The sequence below is a fragment of the Halioglobus sp. Uisw_031 genome (assembly GCF_047729875.1).
Classification (GTDB): domain Bacteria; phylum Pseudomonadota; class Gammaproteobacteria; order Pseudomonadales; family Halieaceae; genus Marimicrobium.
Genome location: NZ_CP159826.1, coordinates 948,881 through 973,131, shown reverse-complemented (window position 1 = coordinate 973,131; position 24,251 = coordinate 948,881). Strand labels below are relative to the sequence as shown.

Annotated in this window: 16 protein-coding genes, 1 tRNA gene and 2 pseudogenes; 5 read left to right on the top strand and 14 right to left on the bottom strand. The window is 51.8% G+C overall.

All coding sequences use genetic code 11. The features are described 5' to 3' along the window. Positions 1-38: 38 nt before the first annotated feature. The 7 genes and pseudogenes from ABXT62_RS04560 to ABXT62_RS04530 form a co-directional block, all read right to left on the bottom strand. Positions 39-926, bottom strand: coding sequence for an acid phosphatase (locus tag ABXT62_RS04560; protein ID WP_415357419.1), 888 nt, complete (start codon positions 924-926; stop codon positions 39-41). A gap of 435 nt (positions 927-1,361) precedes the next feature. Further along, a complete protein-coding gene (locus tag ABXT62_RS04555) occupies positions 1,362-2,333 on the bottom strand; it encodes a transporter (RefSeq protein ID WP_415357418.1) in 972 nt (323 codons plus the stop codon). A 319-nt stretch (positions 2,334-2,652) separates the two neighbouring features. Next, on the bottom strand, positions 2,653-3,732 hold the full coding sequence (locus ABXT62_RS04550; RefSeq protein ID WP_415357417.1) for a DUF1254 domain-containing protein: 1,080 nt from the start codon (positions 3,730-3,732) through the stop codon (positions 2,653-2,655). Between the two features lie 315 nt (positions 3,733-4,047). Next, positions 4,048-4,518 (bottom strand): annotated as a pseudogene (locus ABXT62_RS04545) (transposase); the annotation flags it as partial. Next, a complete protein-coding gene (locus ABXT62_RS04540) occupies positions 4,442-4,801 on the bottom strand; it encodes an aldehyde dehydrogenase family protein (RefSeq protein WP_415357416.1) in 360 nt (119 codons plus the stop codon). The pseudogene ABXT62_RS04545 and the gene ABXT62_RS04540, both read right to left, overlap by 77 nt. Positions 4,802-4,982: 181 nt before the next feature. Beyond that, complete coding sequence (locus tag ABXT62_RS04535) at positions 4,983-6,056, bottom strand: phosphotransferase (protein WP_415357415.1); 1,074 nt, start codon at positions 6,054-6,056, stop codon at positions 4,983-4,985. A 220-nt stretch (positions 6,057-6,276) separates the two neighbouring features. After that, positions 6,277-6,756, bottom strand: a pseudogene (locus tag ABXT62_RS04530) (transposase); the annotation flags it as partial. Between the two features lie 326 nt (positions 6,757-7,082). Between ABXT62_RS04530 and sbnA the strand changes: the two are divergent. The 5 genes from sbnA to ABXT62_RS04505 all read left to right on the top strand — a co-directional run bounded on the left by sbnA (position 7,083) and on the right by ABXT62_RS04505 (position 15,439). Beyond that, positions 7,083-8,171, top strand: coding sequence for a 2,3-diaminopropionate biosynthesis protein SbnA (gene sbnA, locus ABXT62_RS04525; protein ID WP_415357414.1), 1,089 nt, complete (start codon positions 7,083-7,085; stop codon positions 8,169-8,171). Further along, positions 8,171-9,175: a 2,3-diaminopropionate biosynthesis protein SbnB gene (sbnB, locus tag ABXT62_RS04520; RefSeq protein WP_415357413.1), complete on the top strand. Its 1,005-nt coding sequence runs from the start codon at positions 8,171-8,173 to the stop codon at positions 9,173-9,175. Before sbnA ends, sbnB begins: the two co-directional genes overlap by 1 nt. Before the next feature lie 38 nt (positions 9,176-9,213). Continuing rightward, positions 9,214-10,263 (top strand): inosamine-phosphate amidinotransferase 1, encoded by a 1,050-nt coding sequence (locus tag ABXT62_RS04515; RefSeq protein ID WP_415357412.1) that lies wholly within the window; start codon positions 9,214-9,216, stop codon positions 10,261-10,263. Positions 10,264-10,273: 10 nt separating this feature from the next. After that, positions 10,274-14,503 (top strand): AMP-binding protein, encoded by a 4,230-nt coding sequence (locus ABXT62_RS04510; RefSeq protein ID WP_415357411.1) that lies wholly within the window; start codon positions 10,274-10,276, stop codon positions 14,501-14,503. A gap of 537 nt (positions 14,504-15,040) precedes the next feature. After that, positions 15,041-15,439, top strand: a complete 399-nt coding sequence (locus ABXT62_RS04505; RefSeq protein WP_415357410.1) for a hypothetical protein — start codon at positions 15,041-15,043, stop codon at positions 15,437-15,439. Here ABXT62_RS04505 and ABXT62_RS04500 read toward each other — a convergent pair. The 7 genes from ABXT62_RS04500 to alaS all read right to left on the bottom strand — a co-directional run bounded on the left by ABXT62_RS04500 (position 15,429) and on the right by alaS (position 24,245). Then, the gene (locus ABXT62_RS04500) at positions 15,429-16,676 is read right to left on the bottom strand and encodes a DUF418 domain-containing protein (RefSeq protein WP_415357409.1); all 1,248 of its coding nucleotides are present in this window, start codon (positions 16,674-16,676) and stop codon (positions 15,429-15,431) included. The genes ABXT62_RS04505 and ABXT62_RS04500 overlap by 11 nt on opposite strands. 1,031 nt (positions 16,677-17,707) lie before the next feature. Further along, the gene (locus ABXT62_RS04495) at positions 17,708-18,925 is read right to left on the bottom strand and encodes a primase-helicase family protein (protein ID WP_415357408.1); all 1,218 of its coding nucleotides are present in this window, start codon (positions 18,923-18,925) and stop codon (positions 17,708-17,710) included. Between the two features lie 114 nt (positions 18,926-19,039). After that, positions 19,040-19,267 (bottom strand): helix-turn-helix transcriptional regulator, encoded by a 228-nt coding sequence (locus ABXT62_RS04490; protein ID WP_415357407.1) that lies wholly within the window; start codon positions 19,265-19,267, stop codon positions 19,040-19,042. A 463-nt stretch (positions 19,268-19,730) separates the two neighbouring features. Next, positions 19,731-19,821, bottom strand: a tRNA-Ser gene (locus ABXT62_RS04485). A gap of 96 nt (positions 19,822-19,917) precedes the next feature. Beyond that, positions 19,918-20,109, bottom strand: a complete 192-nt coding sequence (csrA, locus tag ABXT62_RS04480) for a carbon storage regulator CsrA (protein ID WP_415357406.1) — start codon at positions 20,107-20,109, stop codon at positions 19,918-19,920. A gap of 174 nt (positions 20,110-20,283) precedes the next feature. Continuing rightward, positions 20,284-21,525, bottom strand: coding sequence for an aspartate kinase (locus ABXT62_RS04475; RefSeq protein WP_415357405.1), 1,242 nt, complete (start codon positions 21,523-21,525; stop codon positions 20,284-20,286). Positions 21,526-21,644: 119 nt separating this feature from the next. Beyond that, entirely contained in the window at positions 21,645-24,245 is a 2,601-nt protein-coding gene (alaS, locus tag ABXT62_RS04470; protein ID WP_415357404.1) for an alanine--tRNA ligase, read from the bottom strand. Between the last annotated feature and the right edge of the window lie 6 nt (positions 24,246-24,251).

The window sequence follows — 24,251 nt, the reverse complement described above, 5'->3', positions numbered from 1 at the left end:
CAGCTCTTTTAAGTTAGTCGCCTAAACAAAAAACATAATCAGTGTCTCAAGGCTTCATGCTCCTGAACACAGTTCATATTAAGTGAACTGTCGCCTGTTCGTAGTGCTGTTACTTCCGTCGCAGCAGCACGAAGATCAGCCCTGAAAATGGGGTCGCTGTGGAGCCGTGCCACCGTGGCTGAACCCATCACAAATCCTGCCTGAACATCACTTTTCCAGTGAACGTTGCAAACATTTCTGCTTTCGCCGTAAGCAATGCCGCGAGCCAATATCTGGTTCTGCCTCTCAGGCGCAATCTCGCTGAGAATGAGAGCCCAAGCCCAGCCAACCGAGGTATGCCCAGAAGGGTATGAGCCGTCTTCTCTCAGAGCGGTCTCAATTTCGGGAGTGCAAACCGGTTTTCCGTTTTGAGTGAAAGGCCGGGGTCGTTGGTAGTGATTTTTAGCGCGATAGGTGGCTAGACCCGCATCAGTTAATGAACGTCTGAGGAGGGTGTAGAGCTTAGGAGTGTTTTCCTGGTTGATCTGAACCCCCAAGGCACATGAATAGATGCCCGAGGCTGTGGGGAAATCAAGATCTGCATCGCGTGTAGCTAAGTCCCAACGTGAACTCCCTTGAAGGGCCAAATTGTCTTCGGCGATCGCAACATCAAGGGCGAAGGCTGCAGAATTTTTTTTCGGTGGAGCAGCTAACAGTTTTAGAGAATCGGGTAGGGCGTCAGGCTTGAGATAGCCCTCCATATACCCCTTGAGTGAGCCTGCCTGGATTTCTTTTAAATCGGGGGAAGATCCCATCGCTGACTCGCAGTCCGTAACGAATTCAGCCGGCGTGTCATCTTCAACGGTATGCGGGACAGCAGTCTCCGCCTGCGTCAAAGCACTTGTTAATACAACGGTTAGCAGCAGTAATAGGTAAGCAGTTCTCATATGCTTTTCTCCGATTTTAGGGACACCTTATGGTATGCGTTCCAGCACGTCGGTTCTAGGGGGAAATGCATACTTCGGCTGCCTATTGAACCAGCTACAGCAGGGATACCTGTGAACTTAGGAGGTATCCTTTCCTCGTTCTACTACTCCGAACTCATCTCATCAACATCAATCACGGTGCTCTCACCGCTAGCTCTTTGTGTTTCACATATCATTGGCTTGAAACCGTATTCCATTTCGAACACACGGCTCGAGTACGGGGTGCTGGTGGCTGATGCGAGACTAACACTTGGTTACGCCGCGTCTCATATCGTTGTGCAGCGAGAGTATCGTACGACGCTCGATAGCTTCAAGGGCCAGCGTGGGGACTGCGGCCTTGGATACTCGACAGCTATGAAGTGGTTACGGCAAAAAACGCGCAGTTTCCAGTGTAATCTATAGCTGATTGTAGGTTAGCACTAGTCGCGCGAAGTCGCCGTCCCACCCATCGTCGTTGTGGTCTATCGTTTTACCATAGGTGAGTTTCAGGCCAAACTCTGCAGAGAATTGAAAACCTAATGTAGCGCCCATATTGAACGAACGCTGTCGGTTGTCGTCCGACTGTCCATCGGTCTTGGTTGCGCCGCCGTATGAATAGACGCTGTCAATCGAAGCCCAAAACGCTGGATTAAAATTATGGGTAACGTGACTTTCAAATTTAAATAATGGCTTTTGACTTTTTTTATTCGCACGAAAAGGGTCATCATTATCACTGTATATAGTGATGCTGGGCAGTAAGTCTAGCGTGGTTAAGCGGGGGTCGAGCAGGTTCTCCCCAAAGCCAAAGGTTATGGGGCTGCCAAGTTGCAGAGAATATCGATTCGTACCAAGATTTGCCGACTTATCCTCATCGTATTCACCAGTCGGTAGAGTTATTCTGGCTAACCCACCCACTGCCAGTTTGGGGTCGTAATCACGATAAGTGGCTAGTGTTAGTGGCGGTAAGCCGTAGAGGCCAGCGCTAATCAATAACTGCGTATCGCCCAGGCCTTTAGACTTTGTCTCGCGTTTAAAATTGGGGGCATTAGAGAATGCTATCTTAGAGCTTAATCGCCCCTGTGGTTGCACTACAGTAAATGCTACGTATCGATCAGCAATCTCCATCGTACGCGTATATTGAGCAACCAATAAATCTATATCTAAGTCTAGATCAGGTAGGACAACGCCTGAGTCCAACATCGAGTTACCGGACACCTGAATAGCATTAAGGATGAAGACGTTTGTATCGATTGGTGGTGGCAAGTAAGCACGAGGTCCGTCACCAAGATCAGCATACGAGTATTGGCTTAGTAAGGTTAAGATGCTCAAATAAATGGCTAGCTTTAGCTTTTTGCCATGTACTCGTTTAAAAAAATAATAGTATTGCATACGAGTTCTCATAAACTGTCGAGCTGTTTGAATGCTCTATAATAATATGGCATCTTTTACTGGCTACCCTAGCTAACTTCACCGAAGTGGATACGGCGCGCGGGCGTCTTTCAACTGAAAAACTTGGACTTCAAACCCCTGTTAAAAGTCAGTTAGGTCTCCTTGCAGCCACCGACATCGGCGTAAATCGTGTCAACAGTGCCTAAAGCATCGCCGCTTGCTGCGAACATAGCAATGATCTGCGATCGTAAAGTCGACAAAAGGCTGGAGCCAGGCTGTCACCGTCACTTGTCTGGGCCTGAATCAAGAAATGCATTTTTCAATCAGCCAGTTCGAGTTCTGGCATCTCCCACTCGCCGCTGAAGTAAGCTTCAGTGGGCTCATAGATCCTCAGGGCTATATTCCAGCCTTCGAAGATATCCATATAGTTGACCGCATTGGTGTCGCCACCAAAGTGTATTGTGTAGGAGCCGTCCGCATTGGCTACAGCGAATGCGCTATTAATATTATAAGATTCGCCCTGTGGATACCCTTCAGCATCGTAAACGGTAACCGACCAGAATGCGCCCGCGGGCACATCTTTCAGGGTAAGCGTTTGAGGCGCAGTGCTATTGGGAAATATAGCTGGATACACAGCTCGCTCAGGTGTAAGCCCGCCCCAACCCATTGCGGTACCCGCATTATGTTCCTTCAAGGCCACTTCGCCCTTCTTGCCGAACATTACTTCTGAGGTTATCCCTTCGTCTTGGGCGATCTGCTGATACCTCGCTCGCATTGCCAGTACCTCTTGCATATCCCAACTGTTCGATGAGGCAAAAGATCCTGTGTCTTTCTGCTCAACTTTCAGCTGTGCCTGAAGCGCGTGCACTACCTCAAGATCACCCGGGTCCATCACATTGACCTGAGTACGCACTACAACGACCGCATAGCGACGCCCGACGTTTTCTTGCGTCAAGGTATAGGTGCCGGGCTCCACAAAAGCCATTGGGTTGTAGTGCTCATCCGTGATTACCCAGGCACTTTGATAGCGCCCATCCGTTTCCGGCATCGTCAGGGTTGCGGGCTCCGTAAGGTCGAGAATCAGGAATGAGTAAACGGTGTCGAAATTGATACGCATCACTGTGCGATCCTTTGGGTCAGCGCCTTCCCTAGAGTGCTGCCACTGACCCAAACCATTCGTACCGGTAGCCCCTGCAATCCTCTTTATGTAGTTAGCTATAATAATTTCCGACTCTGCCTGACTATAGTTTTCGTCGGTGACCACGGTTGCCTGAACGGCTTCTTTCTGCGGAGCGGCCTCTTTGATCTCAATAGCCGCTGGTGAGCTCGTATCGCCAGAACCGCACGCAGCCAAAGCATAGGCGCCCACTGCTAGTGTAAATTTTTGCAAAAATTTCATTCTGCTGTCCTCTCCTTTACCGTTTGCCGACGGCTACACAAGCCGCTGGTTAAGATATTGCGCAGAAAAAGGTATCAAAATGATGCCGCTGTGGCAATTGCGACTCTCTAATTAATGATGATGAGATTCTCTGAAGTATAGGAGAAATAAACGGCCCGTTGAGAGTAGCTTTCCTTACTGATGCTGCCGACTGAACTAGAGAAATTCGCGACATACCCGCCTACTGCCCTGAAAAGTTGTTGGCTGAGGTGACCGCGCAATTCATATTCGTCCATTCCTGAACGAGAGCCCGCAGCAGTCCGTGCCATGGGGTTTTCAGTGGCGTCCCTGCTGATGAAACTCCGTCCCGGCGAAAAGAGGTAATGTCTCAGGCGACGCTCTGGTTGGTGGTGCCAGGTGTGGCAAAGTGGGGGTGTTCTGTTCCTTGCTCTCGAGGTGAGCCAGAATCCTGTCGATAACGTCCTGGTCCTCAATACAACCGATGACCCTGACAGAGCCTCCACAGCGTCCACAGACCTCGATGTCGATATTGAATACTCGCTTGAGTCGCTGGGCCCAAGTCATAGCAGCATGGCACTCGGCCGGTGTCCTTACTTCCGCATTTGCGCCCGTCTTAAGTGCCTTGCCACGTCTGGCCGGAGTGACTTCCCCGCGCCAGCGGTGATTTGGGGCAAGGATGCCGTGGTAGCGGGTGAGGTTGACGCGGGGCTTAGGCACCAGGGCAGCCAAACGTGCGATGAAATCCACCGGCTCGAATGCCACTTGCGTGGTGCCATCCCGGTAGGGCGGCTATTGCGCGCGTAACTTCGATTCGGGCGTCTCTCAGCGGTTTACCGCCTTCCTGAGCAATGAGCATGGCGTACGATTCATGATCTTGCTCTATGGATACCGCCAGTTTTTCCAGTATCTTTATCCGCTCGTGAAGCGGCAGGTGTCTCCCTTTGTCACCAAACAGACTGTGCGCGCGATTCAGCTTCGAAACGGCGCTTTCGAGATCATCTACAGATAATTCTTCCAGCGGTGCCGCGGTCGATGGATTGATCACCTTCAAGGGTTTTAGAGCGTTCATAGTCAGTAAGCGGCCTCTTCCGATTGGGATATGTGACCCGGCTCACCGCAAATAGTTGCACTGAGTCCGAAATTAGTGGCAATCAGCGCCAATAAGATAACAGTAAGAGCATAGGTCAAAAAATGGCCCTATGTATTTTGTGGTTAGCGGAGCACAAGTATTTCAACAAGCCCGCAATAGACTATGGCAGCACCTTCCAGGCTTCTACCTCCAGAGCAGAAGCAAACAAGCGCTCCGCCATAACATCCACCAGACGGCCGAGGCGATCGTCCGATTGCTCAGCGAGAAGGCACAGCCGCACAGGAACCGCCAGATTGGCAATAGCCGCAATTCGAAAATCCTCCATCGCATTTTCAATCGAATAGTTTTGCACACCGTTTGACGTAAGCTCCTCATGCCAACAGCTCAGCGCTTCCAGTGGATGCACTCGTCTTTCCTGTTCAGGCTCACTGCCACCCACCAGCCTGCTCACATCAAGCGCACCCATAGCGCGCGTCGCCAATTGCCAGTCGTAGATAACGACCTCGTCAGCCGTTCCCGGCTCACCAAACAGTAAGTTGTCGGCGCGAAAGTCTGCATGGCAAACCGTATGGATACGCTCTGCCATAATCCGCTGTAGGTTAAGTATGTTTTGACTCAACCACCTGCCAAGTTCAACAGCCTGTTCACCAATTCGCAAGCCATACAACGCCTCGAACTGCTCCCACTGCGCTTCTACATTGATAAACAACCGGCCATCATCCCGGGGTATCCAATCAACTCCCTCAGAGGAATCCCGTCCCCAAAAATGCGCATGCAACTTCGCGCATTGCCGAACGGCGGCCAGCACATTGGCATTGGGAAGCCCCACTATTTGGCTATGCTGCTTGAGCCGCGTCAGGTCCTCGAGAATCAGCACCCCACCCCGCTCATCGACATCCCCGTAGTAATATTTGGGAACACGAATGGGGACCTGGCTGGCAATTTCCTCGTAAAAACGAATTTCTCGGGCGAAAACATGAGCCTTGTTAGCGCTGTCTAAAAAAGCGCCTGCACTGGGCTCAATTTTGACGACCAGGGCATCAGGCTCTTTTCCAGTCGGGTTTTCATAGGTTAGCTGGGTGCGCACAACCTTGCTTAACAGGCCCACGTCATCGCCAATTTTCGAGTGCCTGGCCTCAAGTACTTTTGAATTTATAATACCCTGGCCGGTCAATACCTGAGTGAGCCATTCGGGTGTGATCTCATCTATATCATTCGGAATGAAGTGGTTCATGCGTTAACCCCCTGGCTGGAATTCAGACTGTCTTGTCGAAGTATAGGACAAATAAACGGCCTATTGAGATTAAATTTCCTGACTGATCCTGCTAACTGAACTAGAGAAATTCGCGAAATAATTCCCGATTGCCCTAGAAAGTTTTTCGCTGAGGTGGCCGTGCAATTCCTATTCGTCCATTCCTGAACGAGAGCCCGCAGCAGTCCGTGCCATGGGGTTTTCAGTGGCGTCCCTGCTGATGAAACTCCGTCCCGGCGAAAAGAGGTAATGTCTCAGGCGACGCTCTGGTTGGTGGTGCCAGGTGTGGCAAAGTGGGGGTGTTCTGTTCCTTGCTCTCGAGGTGAGCCAGAATCCTGTCGATAACGTCCTGGTCCTCAATACAACCGATGACCCTGACAGAGCCTCCACAGCGTCCACAGACCTCGATGTCGATATTGAATACTCGCTTGAGTCGCTGGGCCCAAGTCATAGCAGCATGGCACTCGGCCGGTGTCCTTACTTCCGCATTTGCGCCCGTCTTAAGTGCCTTGCCACGTCTGGCCGGAGTGACTTCCCCGCGCCAGCGGTGATTTGGGGCAAGGATGCCGTGGTAGCGGGTGAGGTTGACGCGGGGCTTAGGCTCCAGGGCAGCCAAACGTGCGATGAAATCCACCGGCTCGAATGCCACTTGCGTGGTGCCATCCCGGTAGGGCGTCTTCATTGAGCACGTGTTTGCGTGTCCTAAAGCGTCACCGCCCAGAAGAGGAGTTAATAGTCTGCATACTGATTGCCAAACGGTGTTAGCTGCGGCCACTATATCCGCAATATGGTCGTTATGAAGTAGGGATATGCCTACCGCAAAATACGCCTATCTCCGATATGTTAGAGTGGCTAAGCTGTCTATAGAAACCAAGAGAGCTTCTATGCAGCCGAAAGCATAGGTAGTACGAACGGGGTGCGTGCCAGATTGTCTTGTCCGTCTTGGCCAGTGATACACTCATCTATGATACTCCAGTATGCTAATTGATGACTTAACATGGAAAGCTGATGCCCCTTATAGATCCAGCTCGCGAGTCTGACCAAGCAGGCGCCAGCGAATTTCATCCGACTCGAGCAGCTCCAGACGCCGAGCTCAAAAATTTCAATATCTCAGGCGGGATACTGGGTGCCATTGGTGGAACACCTCTTGTCCTCCTTGAAAAACACTTCGCATCCTCACATTTCCACTGTTTCGCGAAGCTGGAGGGCCTCAATCCAGGCGGTAGCTCCAAGGACCGGCCCAGTGTCGCCATCATTGAGCGGGCACTGCAGACTGGGGAGATCGATGCCAACACCTTGATCATAGAAGCCAGCTCTGGCAATACCGGCGTTGGACTGGCGATGGTGTGCGCCTACCATGGCCTGCGCTTTCGCTGCCTCATCGACCCCAAGGTGACATCTCAGAATGTTGATATCCTGCTCGCTTATGGCGCCGAAATAGAGATGATCGGCCACCCAGATCAGGCGACCTCAGAACTATTACCCGCCAAGCTGAAACGTATCGAGGTGATACTGCAACACGAAGGAAACAGCTTTTGGGTTAACCAATACGCCAGTCGTGAGAATTCAGGCGCGCACTACCGATCAACGATCAAGGAAATCCTGCGAGATCTGAATGGCCGTGCGCTCGATTACCTTTTTATCGCGACCGGCACTTGCGGCACTCTTGCAGGATGTCTCGACTACCTCGCGGATCATGGTCATGCCACCAAGGTCATCGCTGTCGATGCGTTAGGCAGTCAGATTTTTTCGAGTGACAAGCACAATCGCCTGATACCCGGACTGGGATCTGCTATCTGCCCGAAACTCACGCCAACGGAGGGTGTACATAAGATTCTGCACCTCACTGCCACCGATTGCGTTATCGGTTGCCGGCAGCTGGCACTGTCAGAGGCCATTCTGGCGGGAGGTTCCTCCGGCGGTGTCGTCACCGCAGTGAAGCAGCTAAGTAGCGAAATCCCAGAGGGCTCCACGGTTGTTGCCCTGCTGCCCGATCGGGGTGAACGTTATTTAGATACGATCTATTCTGACGAGTGGGTGCAGAGTGAGCTCGGTGACATCGCTCATCATTGGACAAAAACAGTAAAGGAGTACTGATGTCAGGCAGCGATTTAACAGTGATTGGCGCTCCTGACATTGAAGCTGCTCTTCAGGGTCATGAGACGCAGGTTATTGACGCAGTAAAGCAAGCCTATGAGACACATGCGCGGGGCGCCAGCTCCCTGCCGCATTCCAGTTTTCTGCGTTTCCCCGACAGCGATAAAGATCGGATCATTTGTCTTCCAGCGTATCTGGGTGACGAATACCAGCTCGCCGGAGTCAAGTGGATTGCATCGATGCCCGGCAATGTTGCCCGTGGTATGGAAAGGGCCTCCGCGGTCATCATTCTGAATGACCGGATCACCGGCCAACCAAAGGCGGTCATGGAAGGCTCCATAATCAGCAAACAACGTACCGCCGCATCGGCAGCCCTGGCATCGCTGGTGCTTGCTCCGGGTGACCCCGAGACTATCGGCTTCGTAGGGTGCGGCCCGATTAACGCAGCGATTGCACAGTTTCTGGCAGTCACGTGGCCCAACGTCAGACGCTTTATGGCGTTTGACCTGTCCCGCGCCCGCGCCGACGTTTTCGGCGAGGCATTGCTCGCGTACAGACCCGGCGCGACTTTCACCGTGGCAGCCAATATAGAAGACTTGCTTGGCGAATGTCCCATGGTGGCGTTTGCCACTACGGCTATAGAACCTTACGTGGACAATCTCGATGCCTGTCAGGCGGGTGCGACTCTGCTGCATGTATCGCTGCGAGATCTGAGTGCAGGCGCTATTCTTTCAAGTCACAACATAGTTGACGACCTCGACCATGTGAACCGGGCGGCCACGTCGATTCAGCTTGCATCTGACAGAGCAGGAAATACAGATTTCGTTCACGGCGCCTTGGGAGATATTCTGCTGGGGAATGTCCCTTTACCCTTGCGCGATGAACGCAGGATGATTTTCTCTCCTTTCGGTTTGGGCGTGCTTGACCTCGCCGTTGCGGATCTCGTGCAAAAAGAAATAGCCAAAGACGGTGGTGGAACACGTGTCGAGTCTTTTCTGCCCTGACTGTTTCGTACGTAAATTCAAAAAAAGGTTGTATTAGTATGTCTCTAGTTTGGAGTTGCAATGAGTGGGATCAACTGGAAGAGGTGATCGTCGGTAATCCGCTGCGAGCAAAATTCCCCACGGCCGACTTGAGCACCCAGCTGGCCGAATTTCCCGACCGTTCACTGGGGAATATTCCGCAGGGCCCTTTTCCACAGTGGATTATTGACGAAACCGAAGAAGACCTGAACAAATTTGTCTCTGTGCTAGAAGGGTTGGGCGTCACGGTGAAGCGCCCGGAGACGTGGCCTCATGACGAAAAATTCTCCACCATCCACTGGGAGTCTGAGGGCTACTACAACTATTGCCCGCGGGATATCATGCTTGTCATCGGCGATCAGATTATCGAAACACCCAATGTCATTCGTAGCCGAGCCCAAGAATCATTCAGCTATCGCCAAATGATGATTGACTATATGAGGTCGGGCGCGAAATGGTACAGCGCGCCCAAGCCCATGCTACTGGATTCACTGTTCGACGTTGACATGAGCAAGCCTACGCCCCGTAACGATGAACCGGCTTTTGATGCAGCCAATGTTCTGCGCCTCGGCAAGGATCTGATCTACCTCGTCAGCGCAACCGGCAACGAAATGGGAGGGCAGTGGTTGCAGACCATTTTGGGTGATGAATACCGGGTTCACTTTCTCAAAGATGTCTACTATGGCAGCCATATCGACTCAACCTTTGTCGCTTTGCGCCCCGGTTTGATGCTGTGCAATCCAGCCCGAATCAATGAGGATACTCTGCCTGAGGTTCTCAAACAGTGGAAGATTATTTATAGCCCACCGATGGAAAGTAGCAACGGGTTTGGCGCCGACTATTTATCTAAGAGCATTGGTAGCAAATGGATCGACATGAACCTGTTCAGCATCAGCCCTAATCTGGTCGTGGTTGATCAGGACCAGACGGCCTTGATCAAGCTGTTGGAAAAGCAGGGTATTGATGTCATCAGGCTCAAGCTGAGGCACTCCAAAATGCTCGGAGGCGGCTTCCATTGCATCACCTTGGATATTCGTCGACGCGGATCACTCCAGCGATACTTCGACTGACCGCCACGCTATGCTAGTCATTATTTTTGCAGCCGCTTTTTGCGCACTGGCTTACTTAGCCTGGAGGCGTTACCTGTGGGCGGCAGAGAAAGTTCCGCAGGGGCAGGCGGATGAATGCCCCTATAGCCTGACGGATGTCTTTAGCGACCGACACTTGGTCAACATCCCACACCAGCAAGGTGTTCAGTGGCTCACAGAAATATTTGCCCGTAGTGCCAGAAAATTCCCCGATCTAACGGCTTTACAGATTCCTCATACCGGTGAGTCTCTGACCTACGCGGAACTGGACGTGCAAGCCGAAAAAATAGCGGCGGCGGTCTCTTCATACCTCTGCGGCCCTGATCAGGTGGTCGCCGTGGCCATGACGCAGGACAACTGGCAGATCGTGGCAGCACATCTGGGGATACTCAAGGCCGGCGGCACAGTGCTATTTCTCGACACGACATTGCCGGAAATGCTGCTTTCCCACATGCTGAATGATGCCCAACCGGCGCTCGTTCTCACCCGGGGAGAGGCCAGTTTTCGCCAGTTGCCCACATTGGATGTGCTGGCACTACCGGAAAACATACAGCCCGGCGAGCCGCCCAGCTGGCTGGACGATCCAGCTCAACGGCTGGCGGCTATCTTCTATACCAGCGGGACCACCGGCCTGCCAAAGGGTGTGGAGTGCCCCCACGCAGGTTACGTGAATCTGGCGCTGAGCTACGCGGATTACTTCGATCTTATTCCCGGCATGGATGCGACCTCACTGACCTCTTCGCTGGGGTATGACGGCAGTATTTCAGAGATGTACAGCGCCTGGGTATCCGGTTGCGCCGTCGTTATGCTGACCAAGGAGCAGATCCGATCCGGGCCGGACCTCATCCCTGTGCTGTGCGAAGCGGAAGTCACTGTGCTTTTCTGTCCGCCGGTGCTTCTCACCACCCTTACGCCAAATCCCCATGTGGACCTGCCCTATCCGATTTGCCGTTATATTGTGCCGGCCGGCGAAGCTTTTCCCAATGCACTTGTGCAACCCTGGACGCGGGGAAGAAGGCAGATTATCAACACCTACGGCCCTACCGAGGCTAGTACTGACACAAGTCGACAGAGTTTGCGGCCGGGGGAGGCTGTCACGATTGGCTCGCCTATGGCTAACGTCACTTACGTGATTCTCGAGATAGACGAACTTGAGCCACTGCCTCATGGGGGCATTGGGGAACTTTGCATTGGCGGACCCCATGTGGCACGGGGTTATAGAAACCTGCCCGAGGAAACGGCCCAAAAGTTCATCACACATCCGCGTTTCGGTCGCCTCTACCGCACCGGAGATAGATGTAAAATAGACATCCTCACGCAGCGCGTACATTTTTTAGGCAGGATTGATGCTCAACTCAAGGTGCGTGGTCACCGTGTCGAGACCCAAGCTGTTGAAGATTTACTGCAGACGCAGTTTGGAGAAATCGAAGCCGCTGTGCTGGATTATCAGAACGAGGAGTTGATCGCTTTCGTCAGCGCTCCGTCCATTGCAGGGACTGACATTACGGTGGCGGCTCCTGCGTCTAAGGCGTGGGCAGCGCATGTAACGAATAGTCTGGCCCAACAACTTCCTGCGCCGTCTATCCCTTCGCGTATATTTCTTGTAGAAAGCTTTGTCATGAAGCCCTTATCCGGGAAGATCGATAGAGAGCAGTTACCTGTCTTGTCTGATCTGCTGGCCCATGCCCATCAGCCCGGAGCAGCAAGGGAAGCATTTCCCGCTGAACCGGATTCGGAATTGGAACTCGGCTATGAGGGAATTCTGTCAATTTGCAGAGCCGTATTCGAGACCCCCATGGGGTGGGATAGTGTGTTCGCTGACCATGGCGGGCACTCTATTGTCATCGCGCAACTGGCACAGCAGCTCCACGCCTCCGGATGGGATGTGACCGTGCGCGCACTGCTCAGCGACTGTGACACGGCACGGAAAGTGGCCGCTCACGTGCGGCAGCACCCGCGCGCGCCAAACGCCGAGGAGTCGATTGCCCAAGCCGGAGCAAGCAATGCCGCGCACAGTGCGTCTTCAACGCAGGTGCTCCCCGTGGGAGTGTTTACCGGTTTGCAATTGCTGTTTCTATGGCTGCTGTACTTACCCTCGCTGATCGGTTTTCTGGCAATTATCGCATTCACGGAAATTGGCGAATTCTTTATGACTGCGCATATCCTAGGGTTTCTGGTTCTGGGTTTCATAATGTACCTGGTTGCCCTCGTGTTGCCCTTTGCTAATCTACTGTGGGTGATGGTAATCAAGCTTCTCATGGGCGGCCATTTGTACGAGAACAGAGCGGCGCCCGGCATCTATCCCAAGTGGAGCAGAATGCATCTTCGAGTCTGGTGCATTGGACGACTGGAAAGCTCGGTACTTGCACCGTTGGGTATGATGTTTCGCAGCGCACCGCTGATGGCATATGTGCTGCGGCGACTGGGCGCGAAGGTTGGAGCCAACCTGCAGTGCGCACACGATGTTGAATTTTCCGGTCCCCTGGATTTACTCTCTGTCGGAGACAATGTCGCTATACAAACCGGCGCCTATATTCACACCTCAAAGTGGCTGGGCCAGAAGCTGCACATCGGTCCCGTCAGCCTTGAAAGTGGGTGCAAAATCGGGATGCGAGCAGGGATTGCCAGTGGTGTCACCGTGGGCCGTGGCGCCTGGATTAACCCCTTTACCCCCATCCACACTGACGTCGGTCCAAAAGAGATGTGGGAGGGCGCCCCCGCGCGCTGCAGCGGCCATTGTGTGAATCTGGCGCGACCTGCAAAAGCCTGTCAGGCCAACCTGCCCAGCTGGTTCATGGAAGTGCTCAATATCCTCATGCAGATTTTTCTCGATTTCTGGCTTTTCATCGTTCCCACGGCTTCGGTAACGTGGTTTGCGGCCTCATTTATATCCGAGGGAGACACCGTGGTCGCCAGCGAGTATTTCAAGGTAACGCCCTTGACAGACATTATCTGGGATATGAGCCTCTACACCTTCATCACCACTTGGGTTGCGGTTCTACTGATCTCTATACTGGTCTGTCTCTTTCTGCGCTGCACGCCCGCCGCACCGGGTATCTACTCCTCTCGCGGACTGCGCGGCGCTCTTCTGTTGTATCGAATGAAGAAAATGAACCAGATCCAGAAGCAGTGGACCTGGACCATTACCGGCCAGTATCTGCGCGCGCTGGCTGGCATGCGCTTTCCACGAACGGGAGCCTCGGAGTGCGACCTCATGCACAATCTTGTGCCTGAACTGGCCAGCGCAGATTCAAAGGTCTTCTGGTCTAATGGCTGTTTCACAAACATGCTCGACCACGGGGCGGAGTACATGAAGCTTTGCCAGTTGGACATGCCCCGGAATTTCTTCAGTGGTACCAATTGCGTCGCGGAATCCGGGCAGTTTCCGTCCAATTTCCTGCTGGGCGTATCCACACTGGGCAATGATATTCAGTTCCGGCGCCAAATGCGGTCGCGGGAAGGTGAACCCATCACTGTCGCTGGAAATCCGCCAGTACAGTTTGCCAGCGCAAAGTTCGATAAAGAGAATAAATCTCAGGTACTTCCGAGCTTCCCTCTTTTTTTGGCTCGCGTCTTTCTCAATGATCTTTTCAGCATAGGCTTTTTGCCTATGGCAGGCATGCTTGTCTATATTATTCTCTACACCAGCTTTCTGCGCCTAGACGGATATCTGATCGTTAGCGCTTTTTTTGCTTTGATATTCGCAGAAGCGATTATTGTCTTGCTCTGTTGTGCGATCAAGAAGCTTCTTGTGGGCAGTGAGTGGGGGATTGAGCACTCAACGCCGTTCTGGTCCTGGCGGCACTTCAGCTATTTTTTTGCGCAGGACTGCTTTTTTGCCTGGTGCAAGAGGCCCCTGAAGATGACCGCTGGGACACTGCTGTCTAATTCGGTGCTGCGAGCAATGGGGTGTCAGATAGGCCGACGGACGATAATCACCTCTCCGATGCAGGCCTCTGACTGGAATGCAGTCAGCCTCGGGGATGACTGCATTATCAACGGCATTCTTCAGTTGCACACTTTCGAGAGCATGATGCTGAAGGTCAAGCGAGCCGAAGTACACGATGGCTGCACCATTAATCTAGGCTCCACAATTATGGGTGGTGCGGTGATCGAGCCCGCCGCCACAATTTTACCCCTAAGTCTGGTTCTGAAGGAAATGCATCTGCCTGCTGCTGCCACCTACGAGGGCAGCCCCGCAGAGCCGGCCGCCGACGGGTAATAGCACCTAGCAACAGCGATCGTATCAGAGACTTAGAATTTAAGTTGGACCCCAGTCTGCGTGTCATCCATGTGCCGGCCGACTGCGATGGAGTCGAGCGTTTTAGTGCTCGCCTGATTGAGGAGATTGAGAACTCGGTGACTAGGGTCATCCGTAACCGTCTGATCTAACAATTTTTTCGGATTTTTCGAGGAAGCATCTATCCCTGTTTTCTTCCATACTGTGCCTGAGAGCAGTTGCTAGTGCGTGCGGAGCTTCTAGGGCCGCTGTGGGCGGGAGAAAAGGCCTCTCGCGTGTCGCAGGACTAACACTGATACGGAGGCGCCAGGGGCTGCTTGGTGGCCTCTGGGGGCCTTGTAAAGGGCCGCGCAAACAACCTCTAAATCCTGGAGGGCCACAAACTTACCCTAAAGCACCCAAGTGTCACTTAGCGGTCACTGCGTTATCAGAGGTAGGGTTTTGCCTACTTTAAAATGCGTCCACAAATAGGTAGACTTTAGCTAAGTTCCATAACTTCAAATCTACGGAGTATTACAAATGAAGATATTGTCTCGATCACTATTGGTTTCTCTCCTTCTGATTATCGCTGCACCCGCTTTTTCCGCGACAAAAATGTCGGCCGTACAAATTTACATCTGCCATTTTAACGACGACGCGACGGCGGCTGACCTGTTTGAAGTTACAAAAAAGTGGATTAAAGCTGCAAGAAATACGGACGGTGGCAAAAACATCGATGTGGCTATCAGATTCCCAATTGCTACAGGATCTGATGCCAAGGGCGATTTCAGGTTTGTTACAGTCTTCCCTACGTTTGCAGAGATGGGCGAGTTCCGTGATGCTTACGAAGGTTCAAAGGTTGAGGAGGTAGACCTGCAACTCAATGACATTGCAGATTGCGGCAATAGCAGCGTGTGGGAAGGCATTTCTACCCTCTAGGCTGCACCGAGGCTAACGGACACTGCCGGCGCAAAGGCTGAAACTTTAAGTAAGTCAGACTGCGCCACACCCATTCAGCAGGACCAAATCTGTACCTGGCTAACCACCAGGTGCAGAATGCTGCGAGCATCGTAAAGAACATAACCGCATAAAAAGTGGTTTCTGCCGGCCCCAGCAGAAAAAGCTGGCCAAAACCCCATCCGTAGAAAAGCGTGGTAAACATCACCGTACTGCACAAATAAACTGTCAGGGCCATTTTCCCTAAGTTCTGTAAAGGTCTTAGCGCGGATTGCCAGAGACCTCGTTGCGCGAGCAATACGATACCCGCGCCGTAGCCCAACGCCAGCGCCGTTGAGCCATAAGCAAACAGCATGTCACCCATAAATCGCACTCCGCTTGAGGCTGTGGTCACAGTGAAAACCGCGTAACCATAATTTTGGCTCAGCCACCATTCAGCGATTGTACTTGCTGCCCCGATGCCAATGCCCCAGGCGAACACTCTGTGAATCAGCGGCAGATGAGCTGCAACGTCATAGAGAATTCTGGTGCGGCCCACATAAAGACCCAGTAGAAGCATCGAGAAAATAGCGAGACTCGACTCGGGACTTTGCAGATTTGATCCGATAGGTGGCGGAATAGCAAAAGCATTCTCGCTAAAAACGTCCATCGGGGAACCGAGGTAGGGGTGGTCTACTCTCAGTTCGGCAAGCGGCAGAGAATCTTCCCAGTGCGCAGCCAAATCATCGTCACTTTCCGGATATATCAGGTTGCTTAGTGGGAATGCCGCCAAAAGTGCAAACCCCAGAATGAGCAGTATTCGGCGGTGGACATTGCGGAACGCGACAAGAATCAGCCCCAGCAGTGCGTATTCCATTAGAATGTCACCATCAAAAAACAGCGCGTGGGCCATGCCAAAAACGAACAGGACGATCAATCGTCTGAAGTAAAACCAAAGCGATCCGCTCTCTCGGGACATTGCCCCGGCCAACTGCAGGGCGAAGCCGAGGCCAAACAACAAAGAGAACAGGCGCAAGGATTTCGTTTCGAAAAGTGAATGCATCAAAGTGCTAAATGTGCGATCCACAAGGCCTGTCCACTCGGGGGCATCAGCCCCGAAGTTGTACATATTGACAAGCAACACTCCAAAAAGAGCGGCCCCCCGTGCGGCATCAATTGCCTGCAGGCGAGCACCTGGGTCGGTTGGTCCCGCTCGTTCCGCGACAAATGTGCGGGTCATTCTAAACCTCTTATTCTAATAGCGGTCATCCAGCCTCTGATCCCGGTGTGTTTAAGCGGCGGATGTCAGTGCTTTAACACGAGGCTAGACGCGTTCGTCGCTGCGATCCTCGCCGTCGCCCTGTATTGCGATAACGACAAACCGGGGAATGCTTTTCCGAAATCTAATTGTAATCGTTCCCGAAATATTTCAATAGGGTAGTTATCCGAAACCGTGTGTTAAGTTGATGGACTAGCAGTCTATGAGAATGTCAAATCTGGAAAACAGAATCCAGCACAGTATAAGTATAGGACAAATAAACGGCCTATTGAGATTAAATTTCCTGACTGATGCCCCTAACTGAACGGGAGAAATTCGCGAATTAACCACCGATTGCCCTAAAAAGTTGTTCGCTGAGGTGATCGTGCAATGCATATTATGATGACAGGGTGATTCGTTCAGGACCGTTTTTAAAGTAATCACGTAGCGATCACCTGGCGCAAGCGCAGCTGGAGCAGGGGTGATCGCGAATATAGTAAAAAGAGGTCATAGTTGCTCATTGGCATCTCTCTCACAGGGCTAGGCTGGTCGAGAGAGGACTGCGCTAAGCGTTTAACCCTCGGTGTTATATAGTCTTCGTTACGGTTTTGACGTGCACTAGTATATCGAGATACTAAAAGTTAAGAACTTTAGCATGCAGGGTCTGCATCGGTATTGATGAGAGTTTGGTTAGTGGGGCTGTTAACATTACTGATGTAGGGTAAGAGTTGATTTAAGTTTATGCATAGAGCTACCAGCTCATAGCGTCATCCGAATTAGATGTCTAACCTGTCTAACTAAACGTCCTGATGTTAGACACTCACAGGCCCCACAAGCAGTGGGCTGCCTAACCTGACTAAGCTGTCTAACTATAAAAGGGTTAGTAAGAAATAGTGGGATAACCAGAATAAGGATTTCAAAAAAAGTTAGACAGGTTAGGTAGGTTAGGCAGAGTGTCATCGATAGCCACCTACCTATTCAGAGCTGCTAGTTGGACTGTGGGGCCTTTCGGGCTAATAATCATCAGAGTCCCCCCAATCAATTTTCCCGCCTAGTGTTGCTTCAAAGCTCTGTCGAACTATGTTGAGTGTGCCAAATTTGTATCCGTAGGGACGGTTACCATTCTTCTGCGGTGGCATACGGTATGTGGTGATGCCGAAGCCGGACAATTTTTTGGTGAATATAGCCAGAGTCGGTAACGATTTCTTCAGCTTTTGGTTTCGGTACCAGGCAGTGAAGTGTTTATAAACATCATCTTTTTTAACCTTCTTAGGCCACTCACTATTAGACTTCACAGTAGAGAGAAAACCCAATTGAAGTTGCTCTAGTAGCCAGGTTTCTACGGGTTCAAGTGACTGAAGTTGCTGGTTTACACGGGCAGCGGTTTTGGGGAAATCACTTGCCCTGAAGGACGAAATGTCTCTCTGTAACAGAAAGGCCAGTAGTCCACTTGGCCCGCCTCCATTCATCTCGGATGCCAGTGCATCAAAATATGGCAAGTCGCCTACTTTGCAGCTAGAAACTTCAAGTACGCAATATCTGCGGTCTGAGGCCTCGGCGGGAATTGCCCAGCTCTCGTTAGAAGCGATGACGAGGTGCATACAGTTTTTGACAGGTACTGCATCGGCGAACTTCTTTTCCATCATCCGCGTGGGCTCTGTTATCAAGCCTTTCAAAATCCCTGCGTCAGCCTTATTTCCATCCCAGGATAGCTCGTCAGCAAAGACCAAAACTGCATCTTGAAGGTGACCTGAAAAGTTTCCAACTAAATGGGACTTCTCCATGATGTGTTTGTAGTGACGCCCGAAGATTTTGCCCAAGTACTCCATCAAGAGTCCCTTGCCTGTACCTTGATCTGACAGCAGCACCAGAGCGACTTGTGGGAGCAGCCCTGGCTTCTGAACAAGAAGGGCAAGCCAGTTTAGTATGTACTCATATTGCGCCTGCTCCCCACTGCATATGACGATTTTGAGGTGTTCATGAAAGAGGTTACAACCATTAAGGGAGTCAGGCTCGATGGCAAACCCTTTCCAAAGGTTGTACTGCGCTTGGCTTATATTTCGAGATGGGTCAAAGACAATTCCGTCAAGGTATTGCCGCCTGTCAGGGTGATTTATCCAGTACCTGCCCAAAGCCGTAGGTCGCGGGAGCGCAACCTGAATATTATTGTAGAGGCGCTCAAAATCCGGGAAGCTGAGAAACTCAAGATTGCCTCCCTGTTCATCGGCCACGAGTGTCCTGCCTCCTAGTTTAACGACGGCATGTCTCTCGTTGATCGCAGTAATGTTTAAAGTAGGATCTGACAGCTTTCGTGTACTCACATTCTGAATACTCATGTTGATCCCCTAGCCCCTGGCCTTGATTTGTTGGTTTATGAAATCTTCGATTTCGGTCTCAATCCACGCCACAGATGTGCCGCCAGGAACCAACGGTATGCTCTTGGGGAACCGTCCTTGAGCCGCGAGGTGGTAGATGTGACTTTTCGAGAGTCCTACCAAATTCATCACCTCTCTGATCCTTATCAGCCGCGTTGTTGGTATTTTTTGTAGTGTTTCGTTTACATTACTTCTCATTACAAGTTCCTCAAAAATATAAGTAATACCCAACCGTCTTCGTGGGACTGTAAGCAGAATATTTTTTTGGCAAAAACTTTTCTGAGATATTTTCGATTTACGTGAAATTAAATATGTGAAAACAAAAAGACTTTATGATACGCGGAGAACGATATGTGCCTAATAGGCTTAGTGTAGGTCAGGCGGCGGCAGATAGCGGTCGGTTTGAGTCGTTCTCCAGTCTGAGCATATCCAGGTAGTCAGCCCAGTCCTGCATCATCTTGGCTCGGCCTTCTAAGTGTGTGGTCCTGTTGTAAGCACGGCGATTGGGATATTAGTAGGTCGTGAGCTGAATCTGGTTCACGATAGATATAAAGTCGGCACTGACAGGATATAGACAACCCGCCAACCGAGTCATAATTTGATAGTTGCCGAGGGGGTAAAAAGAAATAAATTAATACAATCAGCGACTTAAGAACTTAAATGGCGGAGAGCGAGGGATTCGAACCCTCGATAGGGTATAAGCCTATACGCCCTTAGCAGGGGCGCGCCTTCAGCCACTCGGCCAGCTCTCCGTAGGTTTTTGTGGCTTGCTAAGCAGGGGTATCCACAGGCGCGAGATAATACCACAAATCCTACAAAATCAAAGCCATAGAAGTCAGTAGCCGGGCTTATTCTTTGTGTTCTGTGTCCGGAGTCTCGCCATCGTGGATGCGGGCAAAGATTTCCTCTCTGTGCACCGCAATATCTTTCGGCGCATTGACGCCAATACGGACCTGATTGCCCTTGACGCCTAACACTGTCACGGTAACCTGGTCACCTATCATCAACGTCTCACCGACTTTACGGGTCAAAATTAACATATTTGATACCCTCTAAAGCCATACCCTTATGCTATTACAACGGCATGGATTGGCTTTCTTATGCCCTTATCCGGGCGTTGTACCATTATTATACCTATTAGTTTTAACACAAATTCGCGTAAAAGTAATGTTGTCATATATTGCTTTTTGCAGCCACAGCACAAAGCCTATTTTTTAGTCCGTATTTTCGTCCTTAGGGTCCTTTTCCAAGCCAAACGATGAATGCAGAGCACGCACTGCCAACTCTAAAAACTTCTCCTCAACAATGACTGAAATCTTTATCTCGGAGGTGGTGATCATCAGAATATTAATGCCGACCTCACCTAGGGCAGCGAACATCTGACTAGCCACTCCCGCATGGGAGCGCATGCCCACCCCCACTACCGATACCTTTGCAATTTTGCTATCGCTGGTGACCTTCCCTGCGCCAATTTCATTTGCTATCTGATTGAGCACCTCTTCCGCACGGGCCAAATCATCGCGTCCGACAGTAAAGGTGAAATCGACTGTACTGTCGTGGCTAACGTTCTGCACGATCACGTCCACTTCGATATTGGCTTCACCAATTGGACCCAAAATCTGATACGCCACACCCGGCACATCCGGTGCGCCCTCGATGGTTAGCTTCGCTTCATCGCGATTGAATGCGATGCCAGCAATTGTCGGGGTTTCCATAGCGCTATCGTTCTCCATTGAGATCAGTGTGCCCGGACCGTCTTTAAAACTGTGCAGGACTCGCAACGGCACGTTGTACTTCCCCGCAAATTCAACGGCGCGAATTTGCAACACCTTGGAACCCATACTGGCCATTTCCAGCATTTCTTCAAAGGTAATTTTGGACAGGCGGCGAGCGCCATCCACCATCCTAGGATCTGTAGTGTAAACACCGTCCACATCCGTGTATATCTGACACTCGTCTGCTTTTAGTGCAGCCGCTAACGCCACGGCCGTAGTATCGGAACCACCTCGGCCCAGCGTCGTAATATTACCGCCTTCATCGACCCCCTGAAAACCGGCCACCACAAGCACGTAGCCCTCTTTCAAGTCTCCAATCAGACGATCGCTGTCAATCTCACGGATCCGCGCCTTGGTATGCGCATTATCAGTAAGAATACGCACCTGGGCTCCGGTGTAAGACTTCGCTTTCACGCCCTGCTTGTTCAGTGCCATGCTCAGCAGTGCAGTGGTGACCTGCTCTCCAGTGGAAAGCAGCACGTCCAGTTCACGGGGCAATGGTCGTTCCTGTATCTCGTGCGCCAGTGCCATCAGCCGGTTAGTCTCACCGCTCATGGCCGAGACAACCACCACCACGTCGTCGCCCTTAGCGCAAAATGCGGCAACCTTTTTTGCCACGAGCTCGATGCGCTCAATATCACCGACCGAGGTGCCACCAAATTTTTGAACGATGAGACTCATAGTTTCTCGCGCAGCTCGCTGCGACCTTAATCAGGCGCGCCAGAAAAGGCGCCCCACTAACCCACAATGTGCGCTAATTTTACACAGTCCGGGAAACTTAATCCGCAGCAAAATTCACATCAATCGAGTTGCGATGACACCCAATCAGGCACAGATTTCAGTACTGTCGGCAAAGCGTGGACATCGGTGCCGCCGCCCTGAGCCATATCGGGTTTCCCGCCACCCTTCCCACCGAGGCGCCCCGCAAATTCACGCATTAGGTCGCCTGCTTTCACCTGACCGGTTAGATCATTGGTCACACCGGCAGTCAGGGCAATCTTGTCCCCGATCACAGCCGACAGGAGGATAACGCCACTTCCCAACTTATTTTTACACTGATCTAACGTGTCGCGCAGTGATTTAGCATCTGCACCGTCTACGTTAGCCGCAAGTACTTTAATGCCTCGCACTTCCACAACCTCAGCAGTGAGATCACTGCCCGCGGACGTGGCCAGCTTTTGCTTAAGCCGAGCAATTTCTTTTTCTAACTCTCGATTCTCAGTACGCAAGGCCCCTACCTTCAACGCGACATTATCAGTACTACCCTTGACCACCTCACACACCTCGGCCAACTGCTGTTCATTCGCATCCAGCAGCGCCAATGCACCACTGCCCGTCACGCCTTCGATACGACGTATCCCAGAAGCGACCCCAGATTCAGACACGATGCGCAGCAAACCAATATCACCGGTGCGATCGACATGAGTACCACCGCACAGCTCCACAGAAAAATCTTGCTCGCCCATGGATAACACGCGCACTTCTTCACCGTACTTTTCACCAAACAACGCCATCGCACCAGACGCTACGGCCTCATCCATCGTCATCAAGCGCGTTTGGACCGCAGTGTTCAAGCGTATTTGATCATTGATCATATTTTCAATAGTCTTCAATTGCTTCGGCGTCACTGCTTCGGGATGCGAGAAATCGAAACGCAGCCGCTCTGAGTCCACCAACGAACCCTTCTGCTGCACATGATCACCCAACACCGTGCGCAGCGCCGCATGGAGTAAATGCGTTGCACTGTGACTGAGACGAGTGCGCTGTCGCACATTCGCATCGACGTGGGTCGAAAGCGTGTCACCGCACTTTACGCTGCCCTGCAACACTTTTACCTGATGCAGGTGATGATCAGAAGTTTTCGTTGTCGTTGACACCTCCAGCCGAACACCAGAAGCACTGAGATAACCCGTATCTCCTGCCTGACCGCCAGACTCGCCATAAAATGGTGTGCCATCCAGAACCACCGTGCCAGACTCATCGGCGTTGAGAACAGTAACGTCTTCGCCGTCTCGCAGTAGCGCTGTTACCATGCCCTCCCCCTCCAGCCTGTCGTAGCCGGTGAATTCGGTCTTGCCTTCAAGCTTCAGCAGATTGCTATAGTCGACCTTGAAACTTCCCTTATCCTGAGAGCGAGAGCGTTGCTCCGCCATCGCAAGGTCATAGCCGGCCATATCCAGCGTCAGGTTTCTTTCTCGTGCAATATCGTTAGTCAGGTCTGTGGGAAACCCGTAAGTGTCATACAGTTTAAACACCATTTCTCCGGGAATTTCACTACCGTGCAAGTCTGCTAGTGCTTCCTCAAGAATTTGTATGCCATTGTCCAGCGTCCGCGCGAACTGTTCCTCTTCGGCCAAAAGCGTCTTTTCTACTAGAGCCTGCTGTTTGATTAATTCGGGATAGGCACCGCCCATTTGCGCTGCCAACGTGGCCACCAATTTATAAAAAAACGGTTGGTCCGCACCCAGCGTATTGCCGTGGCGAACAGCCCGACGAATGATACGTCGCAACACGTACGCGCGGCCCTCATTGCCCGGCAGTACGCCGTCGACAATAAGAAAAGCACAGGACCGAATATGGTCGGCGATGACCTTCAGCGAGTTATGCTGCAGATCTTTCACCTGCAACAACTGCGCCGCAGATTTGATGATGACTTGGAACAGGTCGATGTCGTAGTTGTTGTGTACCTTCTGCATTACCGCAGCAATGCGCTCCAGACCCATTCCGGTGTCGACAGAAGGGTGCGGAAGCGGATGCAATTCCCCGCTCTGGTCGCGGTTGTACTGCATGAACACCAGATTCCAGATTTCAATGAAGCGATCCAAGTCCTCGCCCTCACTGCCGGGCGGGCCTCCCGGAATATCTTCGCCATGGTCGTAGAATATTTCGCTACAGGGGCCACAGGGGCCGGTATCGCCCATCTGCCAAAAATTATCCTCGTCAAGACGTGAAATTCGCGACTTGGGGAAACCTATTTCATCAATCCATATCTGCTCCGCTTCATCGTCAGACAGGTGCACGGTGACCCACAGTTTTTCCGGGGGAAGACCAAGCGTTACGGTGAGAAAATCCCACGCGTAGCGGATGGCATCGCGCTTAAAGTAATCCCCAAAACTGAAGTTACCCAGCATCTCAAAGAAGGTGTGATGACGCGCGGTATACCCGACATTCTCTAGATCGTTATGCTTGCCCCCCGCGCGCACACAGCGCTGACTGCTAGTCGCGCGGACATAAGCGCGAGGCTCCGTGCCGAGGAACGTGTCCTTGAACTGATTCATACCGGCGTTGGTAAACAACAGGGTAGGATCGTTGGCCGGAACCAATGAGCAACTCTCAACGCGTGTGTGCTCATGCTGTTCAAAATAGGCCAGAAAGGCCTCACGTATCTCTACGGTCTTCATACTCAA